We start from the raw sequence: 9,639 nt of genomic DNA on the forward strand, positions 1-9,639 counted from the left end.
GGGCCGCTACCACTGCGTGGTGACGGACCTGACGGACCCGGCCCGCATCCCGGCGGTGGAGCGGCAGCTCCGCGGCGGCGGGGGCGTCTTCGGCACCGTCGACGACCGGCTCGCCGGCCTCTCCCCGAGGCTGCCGCCCGCCGACCTGGCCGCCCCGGGGGTGCTCGTGGTGGCCACCCCGGCGCGCCCGCTGTCCGAGGCCCCGGCCCTGCACCGGCTCTGCGTGGCGGCACTGCGCGCCGCCGCCGCGTCCGGCCGGCGCGGCCTGCACCGGGTCGTGGACCTCGCCGGCGAGACCGCCCTGGCCGCCCAGCCGGTCCTGGCCGAGCTGGTCAGCGGGGAGCTGCTCGGCCCCCTCGACCCGGCCGACGCCTTCCACCGGCACCTGGTGCGCACCGCGCTGACCTATCTGGACCAGGGGCAGCGGCTGGACCGCACGGCCGAGGCGCTGCACCTGCACCCGAACACCGTCCGGTACCGGCTGCGCCGGTTGCAGGAGCTGACCGGGCTGCCGCCGACGCTCGCCGAGCCGGGCGGCCGGTCCCCGGTGCCCCAGACCGTGCGCTGGTGGTGGGCGCTGCGGACCTGGCTCGACCGGGGCTGAGCGGCGCGGCCGGCCCGCCCCGGCGCGCAGGAGCGGCCAACCGGGCGAGCGGGGCGATCAGCCGAGCGTGCGGGGGCCTGGAACGGGGGACGCGCCCCCCGGCGGCTCGGGGCGCAGCCGCCGCCAGTCCGTGACCACGGGGATCAGGTCGCCGTCGGCCCACAGGGGAAGCTGGTCGTCGAAGTGCGGGTCGCCCGGGCGGCCGGACGCGCCGAAGGGCACCACCCACCGGCTGTCCGCCCGGTCGGTGAGGTCCCAGACGTAGCGGGCGACGGGACCGCGCCAGCAGGCGTCGGAGAACCCGGGCACGCTGCTGGTGGCCAGCACGCAGTCGCTGTCGCCGGAGAGCGACACCCGCGCCCGCATCGCGCGCACGGCGGCCTCGACCTCCTCGGCCACCGACAGGTGGACGGGGTGCAGGACGTGCCGCCGCCCCCAGGCGCCGGGCGGGTCGCCGTGCGCCACCTCCTCCAGGGCGGCGGCGGCCACGGGGTCGACGTCGACGCCGAGGCGGGGCAGCCCCGCCACCACGGCGTCGAGGGCGTGGCCGATGCGGCCGAGGGGGTTCGTCCACGCCGCGAACAGCTCGTCGTACGCGCCGGGGGCGTGCAGCGGGCGCAGCCACGGGTGCTCGTGCAGCCCCCGGGCCAGCGCCGCCCGCCACGCGGCGAAGGCCCCCGCGTCGGCGCTGTCGGCCGCCATCCGTCCGTCCCACGCGGCCAGCCGGTCGCGCAGGGCGCGGGCCGGCGCGGTGAGCGCGGCGGGGTCGAGCCGGCCGAGCGCCGCCCGCAGGACGTCCGCCTCCAGCCGGTCGTCGGTGTGCACGGTCTCCGGCGGCACCCCGTCGGCCAGCAGCGCCCGGATGCGGCGGGCGCGGTGCGGCGGGGCGAAGTCGGCGCCGAGCGCCACGGTGTCCGGGCGGCGGTCGTTGGCACAGGCCGCGGGCCCGGTGACCGCCGCGCGGGGCATCGTCGCGTATCCGCCGGTCCACCGGTAGCGCGGCTCCCAGCCGGGCACCGGCTCCCGCCGGCACCGCTCGTCGCGCTGCGGCACCAGGCCGGCGACGAGCTGGGTCACCGCACCGGAGCGGTCGGCGACCAGGACGCTGTTGACCGGCTCGACCCAGGCGCGCAGCGCCGTGGCGACGTCGTCGACGGTGCGCGCCCGCAGCAGGGGCAGCAGCGCGTCGAAGCCGAGGCGCTGCTCGACCCGGGCGGGGGTGCGCAGGCTGAGCGCGTCGCCGGTGTGCCGGTCGTGGTCGACGACCGGGCCGCGCGCGGTCTCGATCACCTCGACGGTGACGGGCTCGCCGCCGCGCACCTCGATCTGCTCGACGTGCCGGCGGGCCGGGGCCCAGCCGTCGGCCTCGCGGACCAGCACCCGGTCGCCGTCGCGGCGCAGGTGCTCGCGGTAGACGTCCTGGTAGTCGGCCATCGCGTTGGTCACCGCCCAGGCCACCTCGCCGGCGTGGCCGAAGTGGGGCAGGCCCGGGACGCCGGGGAAGGCGAAACCGACCACGTCGAACTCGGGGCAGGCCAGGCGGACCTGGTGGTAGATGCCGGGCAGTTCGAGCGTGCGGTGCGGGTCGCCGGCGATGAGCGGGGCCCGGCCGGTGGCCGCGTCGGCGGGCACCACCCACGCGTTGCTGCCCGAGCCGCCCGGCGGGTCGCTGTCGAACAGAGCGGTCGCCGCCGGCCCGAGGGTGGCGGCGACGTGCGCGCGCCACAGCTTGTTCGGGAACGTCGCGAAGAGCACGTGCTGCACGAGGAAGACCCCCAGCGGCGACCAGGGCCGCCACCGGCCGGGCGCGGAGCCGGTCGCCGCGAACTCCGGCGCGCCGGCGGCGCCCTCGGCCAGCCCCTCGCCGACCCCCTGGGCGTACGCGGCGACCCAGCGCCGGGTGGCCGGGTCCAGCCGGTCGTAGCAGCGCCGGGCGGTGTCGTCGAGGCGGGCCCGGCGGGCGAACCGGTCCCAGCCCACCTCGGCGGGGCCGACGTGCTCGGCCAGCCGCCCCTCGGAGCGCCACCGCTCGACCTCGATCTGCCAGGCCCGGTCGATCGCGGCGGCCCGGCCCTGGAGCCGGGCCAGGTCGTCCACGGTGTCCGCCCACAGGTGCGGCACGCCCCAGCGGTCCCGGCGGATGCCGGCGGCCCCGGGCCGCGGCCCGTCGGGCGCTACTGACTCCCCCAACAGCCTCAATTCAGGTTACCCTCCCCTAACTTAGGTGGACCTTACTGGAGGGGTACGTGAAACGGAACTGGGAAGCGGAGCCCCGGTGAGCGCCCCCGTCGCGCTCGACGTCACGGGGCCCGCCCGGCCGCTGCCCACCCGGTGGATCATCCTCGCGGTGCTCGCCCTCGCCCAGGTCACGGTGGTGCTGGACAACACCGTGCTGACCGTGGCGGTGCCCGTGCTCACCGCCGAGCTGGGCGCCAGCACCGCCGACGTGCAGTGGACCATCAACGCGTACGCGCTGGTCCAGTCCGGGCTGCTGCTCACGGCCGGCAGCGCCGTCGACCGGTACGGCCGGCGCCGGATGCTCCTCGTCGGCCTCGCCCTGTTCGGAGCCGGCTCGCTGGTCGCCGCGCTCGCCCAGTCCACCGGCCAGCTCATCGCCGCCCGCGCCGGCATGGGCGTCGGCGGTGCCCTGCTCGTCACCGCCACCCTCGCGGTGGCGATCCAGGTCTTCGACGCCGACGAGCGGCCCCGCGCCATCGGCGTGTGGGCGGCGGCGAGCGCCCTGGGCTTCGCGGCCGGGCCGCCCGTGGGCGGAATCATCCTGGCCCACTTCCCGTGGCAGGCGATCTTCCTGATCAACGTGCCCATCGTGCTGCTCTGCCTGACCGGCGCGGGGGCGCTGGTGCCGGAGTCGCGCGACCCGGCCGGCGGCGGCCTCGACCTGGGCGGGGTGCTGCTCTCCACGGCCGGCCTCACCGCGACGGTCCACGCGATCATCGCCGGGCCCGAGCGGGGCTGGGGCTCCGCCTCGGTGGTCGGCACGGCCGCCGGGGGAGCGCTGCTGCTCGCCGCGTTCGTGTGGTGGGAGCGGCGGGTGCCCCGGCCCATGCTGGACATGACCTTCTTCCGGGACCGCCGCTTCGTCGGCGCGGTGTCCGGGGTCGTCCTGATCACCTTCGGCGCGACCGGCGCGCTGTTCCTGCTCACCCAGCACCTCCAGTTCGTGCGAGGCTACCCGGCCTGGGAGGCCGGGCTGCGGATGGTGCCGTTCGCGCTGTCCATCGTGGTGCTCAACCTCGCCGGTGTCGCCGCCCGGGTCATCGGCCGGCTCGGCACCGCCCGCGCCATCGCCGTGGGCATGACCCTGCTCGCGGGCGGCCTGTTCTGGGTCACCCACGCCCCGTCGGACGGCTACGGCGTGCTGCTCGCCGGGCTGCTCACGATGGGCGCGGGCTGCGCGCTGGCCAACCCGGCGATCGTCGAGGCGGTGATGGGCGCGATCCCGCCGGAGAAGGCCGGCGCGGGGGCCGGGGTGGACGGCACGATGACGGAGGTCGGCAGCAGCCTCGGCGTCGCCGTGCTGGGCGCCGTGCTGAACGCCCGGTTCGTCGGGTTGCTGCCGGCCGCCGCGGCCGGCGCGGGGTCGTTCCCGGCCGCGCTGGCGCTCGCCGGCACGGACGCCGAGCGGGGCCAGGTCACCGACGCGTTCCGGGTCGCGTCGGAGGCCGGGCAGACCGTGGGCGCGGTCGCCGTCCTCGCCGGTGGCCTGCTCGCCGCCTGGTTGCTGCGGCGCGCGCAGCGCACCGGCTGAGCGCGCCCCGGGGAGCGCGTCCGGGGCGGTAGTCTCCCCGGCTCGGAACGCACCCGGGGGGAGCGCGCCGGGCAGGCAGTCCGCGCGCCGGCGGCCTGCCCGCGCAAGTCGCTGAAAGTCTTGCAAGTTGTTGCGAGCGAAGCTACGGCGTTCCGCCGGGCGCGTCAAGGGCTTCTCGCAGCGCTGCGGGGGAGTGCGGGTAAAGGCCCGCCGGATGCGGCGGGTCGGCTGCCGTGTTGCGAGCAGGTTTCAAAAATCTTTCCGCAAGGTATTGCAATTACTTTCATCCATCCCGCATCGTCGTGCTACCCGGACGGCCGTCCATTCGCACCAGTGCCTCTTCGACCCCTGGAAGAAGGTCCACCTGTCATGGAACGCCTGAGGTCACCCCTGCGCAGCCGCGTCGGCGGCCTGCTCGCCGCCGCCCTCGTCGCGTCGGTCGCCGTACCGGCCGCCGTCGCGACCACCGCCACCGTCGCCACCCCCGCCCGCGCCGCCGTCGCGCTCAACGACAGCGAGGTGACGGCCAACCTCTGGGAGTGGAACTGGCCGTCGGTCTCCGCCGCCTGCACCGACCACCTCGGCCCCGCCGGCTACGGCGCGGTCCAGGTCGCGCCGCCCCAGGAGTCGGTCAGCCTGCCCAACAGCGCGGACGGGGCGCACCCCTGGTACGAGGTGTACCAGCCGGTGTCGTACAGGCTGGAGAGCCGGTTCGGCACCCGCGCGCAGTTCGCCGCGATGGTCACCGCCTGCCACGACGCCGGCGTGCGGGTCTACGTCGACGCGGTCGTCAACCACATGGCCGGCGCGAACAACCCCGAGTCCGTCGTCGGGTACGCCGGCACCGACTTCTCCGGCCCCGGCTACAGCTTTCCGGCCGTGCCCTACGGCAACGGGGACTTCCACCGCCCGGGCGACAACTGCCCGACCGGCGGGGGCATCAACGACTGGAACAACGAGGCCCAGGTCACGAGCTGCGAGCTGCTCTCCCTGACCGACCTGTACACCGAGAAGGAGAGCGTCCGCACGAAGATCGCCGCCTTCCTCAACGACATGATCGGCCTCGGCGTCGACGGCTTCCGGGTCGACGCGGTCAAGCACGTCAAGAAGGACGACTTCGCCGCCATCCTCGGCAAGCTCCGCAACACGGTGGCCGAGAACAAGCGCCCGTACGTCGCCCAGGAGATCTTCGACGGCGCCAGCAACGACGCGCTCAAGGCCCGCGCCTTCACCGGCAACGGCGACGTGCTCGACTTCGCGTACGCCAAGGGCCTGAGGTCCGCCTTCCAGGGCTCGATCTCCGCCCTCGCCGGCATCCCGAACTGGAACCTCGACGCGCCCAGCGCCAACGTCTTCGCGATGGTCACCAACCACGACCTGGAGCGCGACGGGGTCGTGCTGTCCTACAAGAACGGCACCGACTACGTCCTGGCCAACTACTTCGCGCTGGCCTACCCGCACGGCAAGCCGTCGGTCTACGACAGCTTCACCTGGAACAACCGCAACCAGTCCCCGCCGGCCGACGGCAACGGCCACGTCACCGACACCGTCTGCGGCGCCGCCTGGAACTGCCTGACCCGCTCCACCGGCATCAAGGGCATGGTCGGCTGGGCGAACGCCGCCCGCCCCGTCAGGAGCGTCTCGGACTTCACCACCGTCAACAGCAACGTCATCGGCTTCCACCGGGGCGACCGCGCCTGGATCGCGATCAACGACTCGGGCAGCGCCAGCACCGCCACGTTCACCACCGGCCTCGCCGACGGCCGGTACTGCGACGTCGTCTCCGGCCCCGCCACCGCGTCCGGCTGCGCCGGCGGCACCGTGACCGTCTCCGGCGGCCGGGCCACCGTGACCGTCCCCGCCAACAACGCGGTCGCGATCCACGTCGACGCCCGGCCCGGCGGCGCCAGCCCGTCGCCGACCGTCACCCCGACGGTCGTCCCCACCGACAAGGTCGCCACCACCTTCACCGTCGCCGCCACCCCCGCCGCCGGCCAGGACGTCCACGTCGTCGGCAACATCCCCGCCCTCGGCTCCTGGGCCCCGGCCGACGCCGTCCGGCTGACCGCGCAGGGCGACGGCACCTACCGGGCGGTGGTCGACCTGCCGAGCTCCACCAGCGTGGAGTACAAGTTCCTCAAGAAGACGGCGGCCGGCGTCGTCACCTGGGAGTCCGGGGCCAACCGCGTCCTGACCACCCCGTCGGGCGGCACCCACGCCGTGACCGAGACCTTCCGCGGCGACACCGTGACCGGCGGGCAGATCGCCACCTCGTTCCACGCCACCGTGACCACCAGCTACGGCCAGAACGTCTACGTCGTCGGCAACATCGCGGCCCTCGGCGGCTGGAACCCGGCCAACGCCGTCGCCCTCTCCCCGGCCGACTACCCGCTCTGGCGGGCCACGCTGAACCTGCCCCCGAACACGGCGGTCGAGTACAAGTACCTCAAGAAGGAGCCGAACGGCGCCGTCACCTGGGAGAGCGGCGGTAACCGCACCTTCACCACGCCGGCCAGCGGCACCCGGACCAACACCGACACCTGGCGGTAGCGACCACCGCCCCGCGCCGACGGGGTGGCCGGCTCCGACCACGGGCCCGGCCACCCCGTCACCCGTCGCGGCGGAGCCCGACCGTGACACGACGCGATCGACTGGCCGATCGACGAGTTTCGACCGATTATCGAAGGTCCATGCCCGACACCGGAAGGAGCCCCATGAACCGTCGCCTCCGGACCGTCCTCGCCGCCGTCCTGGCCGCGACCGTCGTCACCGCCGCCGCGCCCGCGCAGGCCCACCCCGGGGCCGGTCGACCCGACGTGATCGCCCTGCCCGACGGCTTCCAGCCCGAGGGCATCGCCACCGCCGGCCGGTACGCCTACCTCGGCTCCCGCGCCACCGGCGCCATCTACCGGGCCGACCTCACCGACGGCACGGGCGAGCTGCTCAGCCCTGCCACCGGCACGCCGTCGCTCGGCCTCAAGGTGGACCGCCGGGGCCGGCTGTTCGTCGCGGGCGGCACCGGCGGCGACGCCCGGGTGGTCGACACCCGCACCGGGCGCGTGCTGGCCAGCTACCGGCTCGCCGCCGCGCCGACCTTCGTCAACGACGTCGTGCTCACCGAGCGGGCCGCCTACCTCACCGACTCGTACCGGCCGGTGCTCTACCGGCTGCCGCTCGGCCGGGACGGGCGGCTCCCGTCGGCTAACGCCGTCACCACGATCCCGCTGACGGGCGAGTTCCAGCAGGTCGACGGCGCGATCAACCTCAACGGCATCGTCGCGACCCCGGACGGGGCCGGGCTGATCGTCGTGCAGTCCAACACCGGCACGCTGTTCCGCGTCGACCCGGCGACCGGCGCGACCACGGCGGTCGACGTGCCCGGGCAGAGCTTCACCAGCGGCGACGGGCTGCTGCGGGCCGGCCGCACGCTCTACGTGGTGCGCAACCGGCTCAACGAGATCGCCGTGGTCCGGCTCGACCGGGCCGGCACCGCCGGCACGCCCGCCGGGACGATCACCGACGGGGCGTTCGACGTGCCGACGACCGTCGCCGCCGCCCACGGCCGCCTCTACCTGCCCAACGCCCGGTTCACCACCGCACCGACCCCGACCACGCCGTACACGGTGGTCGCGGTCCGTCCCTAGCCGGCCGCCGCCGGGGTACGCGCCGCGCGTGCCCCGGCCGTCGGCGCCGGATCCGGCGGCGCGGCGCGGCGCGCGGCGACCGTCTAGGCTGGCGTGTCGCGACCGCCCGTCACCGGCCCCCGGCGAGGAGAGACATGACGACTGCCCCGGCCTCCTACTCGCGTCACGTCGACGGCTTCGGCGAGGTGGACATCCGCCCCGTGCGGCCGGCCGAGGACATCGACGTGATCTACGACTGGGTCACCCGCGAGCGATCGCGGTTCTGGGGCATGCGCGAGGCCAGCCGCGAGCGGGTGCTGGAGATCTACGAGTACCTCGACTCCCTCGACACCCACCACGCCTACCTGACCCGGCGCGACGGCCGGCCGGTGGCGCTGTTCCAGACGTACGAGCCGGCGGCCGACCCCGTGGGGGAGTGCTACGACGTGCGGCCCGGCGACTTCGGCATCCACCTGATGATCGCGCCGCCGGACGGCGGCGCCCAGCCGGGCTTCACCGCGACCCTCCTCGACACCTTCCTCGCGTTCGTGCTGGCCGATCCGGGCCGCCTGCGCGTCGTGGCCGAGCCGGACGCCCGCAACGACAGGGCCATCGCCCGGCTGACGCGCGCGGGCTTCGTGCCGGGGCCCCAGGTCGACCTGCCCGAGAAGCGTGCCCAACTGGTCTTTCTGGACCGCACCGTCTTCCTGGAGCGGGCCGGCGCGCCCGTGACCTGACCGGTGGGCCGGGGGCGGGCTCGGCCGACCGGCTGACCGGCACCCACCCGGACACCCGGCAGGTAAGGGTAGGCTACCCTCAGCGGGTGTCCAGTGATCGAGTCCGGGTGCCACGGCACGGAGCCCCCGCCCACCCCCGCGAGGCGTCATGACCCAGACCCTGCCCATCGCGCCCTGGCGGTTCTTCGACGTCGAGGTCCGCGCCGTACGCCGGCTCAGCCCGTCGTTCGTCCGGGTCACCTTCACGGGCCCCGACCTGGACCGGTTCGCCGACAACGGCTACGACCAGCGGATCAAGCTGGCGCTGCCGCTGACCGGGCAGGCCGTGCTGAGCCTGCCCGAGGGGCCCGACTGGTACGCCCGGTGGCGGGCCCTGCCCGACGAGCGGCGTAACCCGATCCGCACGTACACCGTCCGGGCGGCCCGCCCGCACCTGGCCGAGGTGGACGTCGACCTGGTCCTGCACGGCGACAGCGGCCCCGCCACCCGGTGGGCCCGCCGGGTCCGCCCCGGCGACCCGGCCGCCCTCCTCGGCCCGGACGCCGGCTTCGGCGGCGAGCACGGCGGGATCGAGTTCCGCCCACCGCCGGCGGGCCGGCTGCTGCTGGCCGGCGACGAGACGGCGGTCCCCGCGATCGCCGCGATCTGCGAGCGGCTCCCCGCCGACGCCCGGGGCCGGGTGCTGCTGGAGGTCCCCGAGCCGGACGACGCGCTCCGCGTCGCCGCGCCGCCCGGCGTGCAGCTCTCCTGGCTCCCGCGCGCCGGCGGCCGGCACGGCTGCCGCCTCGTCCCCGCCGTCACGGACGCTGCGGCGGGGCTGCTCGGCGAGGGCGCGCCGGCCCCCGCGCCGGTCACCGACGTGGACGTGGACCAGGACATCCTCTGGGAGGTGCCGACCCCGGCCGC

Annotated in this window: 7 protein-coding genes; 6 read left to right on the forward strand and 1 reads right to left on the reverse strand. The window is 75.7% G+C overall.

The window, feature by feature from the left end; genetic code table 11:
- Positions 1-604: PucR family transcriptional regulator (locus LPU43_RS17495; RefSeq protein ID WP_229401519.1), on the forward strand; the 604-nt coding region annotated here is incomplete at its 5' end.
- Positions 605-661: 57 nt separating this feature from the next.
- On the opposite strand, the gene LPU43_RS17500 is transcribed toward LPU43_RS17495, so the two are convergent.
- The gene (locus LPU43_RS17500; protein WP_229401520.1) at positions 662-2,794 is read right to left on the reverse strand and encodes a penicillin acylase family protein; all 2,133 of its coding nucleotides are present in this window, start codon (positions 2,792-2,794) and stop codon (positions 662-664) included.
- Positions 2,795-2,879: 85 nt separating this feature from the next.
- Between LPU43_RS17500 and LPU43_RS17505 the strand changes: the two genes are divergently transcribed.
- From LPU43_RS17505 to LPU43_RS17525, 5 genes are all read left to right on the forward strand, one after another.
- On the forward strand, positions 2,880-4,373 hold the full coding sequence (locus tag LPU43_RS17505; protein ID WP_229401521.1) for an MFS transporter: 1,494 nt from the start codon (positions 2,880-2,882) through the stop codon (positions 4,371-4,373).
- Positions 4,374-4,742: 369 nt separating this feature from the next.
- Entirely contained in the window at positions 4,743-6,923 is a 2,181-nt protein-coding gene (locus LPU43_RS17510) for a carbohydrate-binding module family 20 domain-containing protein (protein WP_229401522.1), read from the forward strand.
- Positions 6,924-7,087: 164 nt separating this feature from the next.
- Positions 7,088-8,017 (forward strand): NHL repeat-containing protein, encoded by a 930-nt coding sequence (locus LPU43_RS17515; RefSeq protein ID WP_229401523.1) that lies wholly within the window; start codon positions 7,088-7,090, stop codon positions 8,015-8,017.
- Between the two features lie 134 nt (positions 8,018-8,151).
- A complete protein-coding gene (locus LPU43_RS17520) occupies positions 8,152-8,733 on the forward strand; it encodes a GNAT family N-acetyltransferase (protein WP_229401524.1) in 582 nt (193 codons plus the stop codon).
- Positions 8,734-8,881: 148 nt separating this feature from the next.
- Positions 8,882-9,639: siderophore-interacting protein (locus LPU43_RS17525; protein ID WP_229401525.1), on the forward strand; the 758-nt coding region annotated here is incomplete at its 3' end.

The sequence above is a fragment of the Micromonospora okii genome, assembly GCF_020884795.1.
GTDB lineage: Bacteria > Actinomycetota > Actinomycetes > Mycobacteriales > Micromonosporaceae > Micromonospora > Micromonospora okii.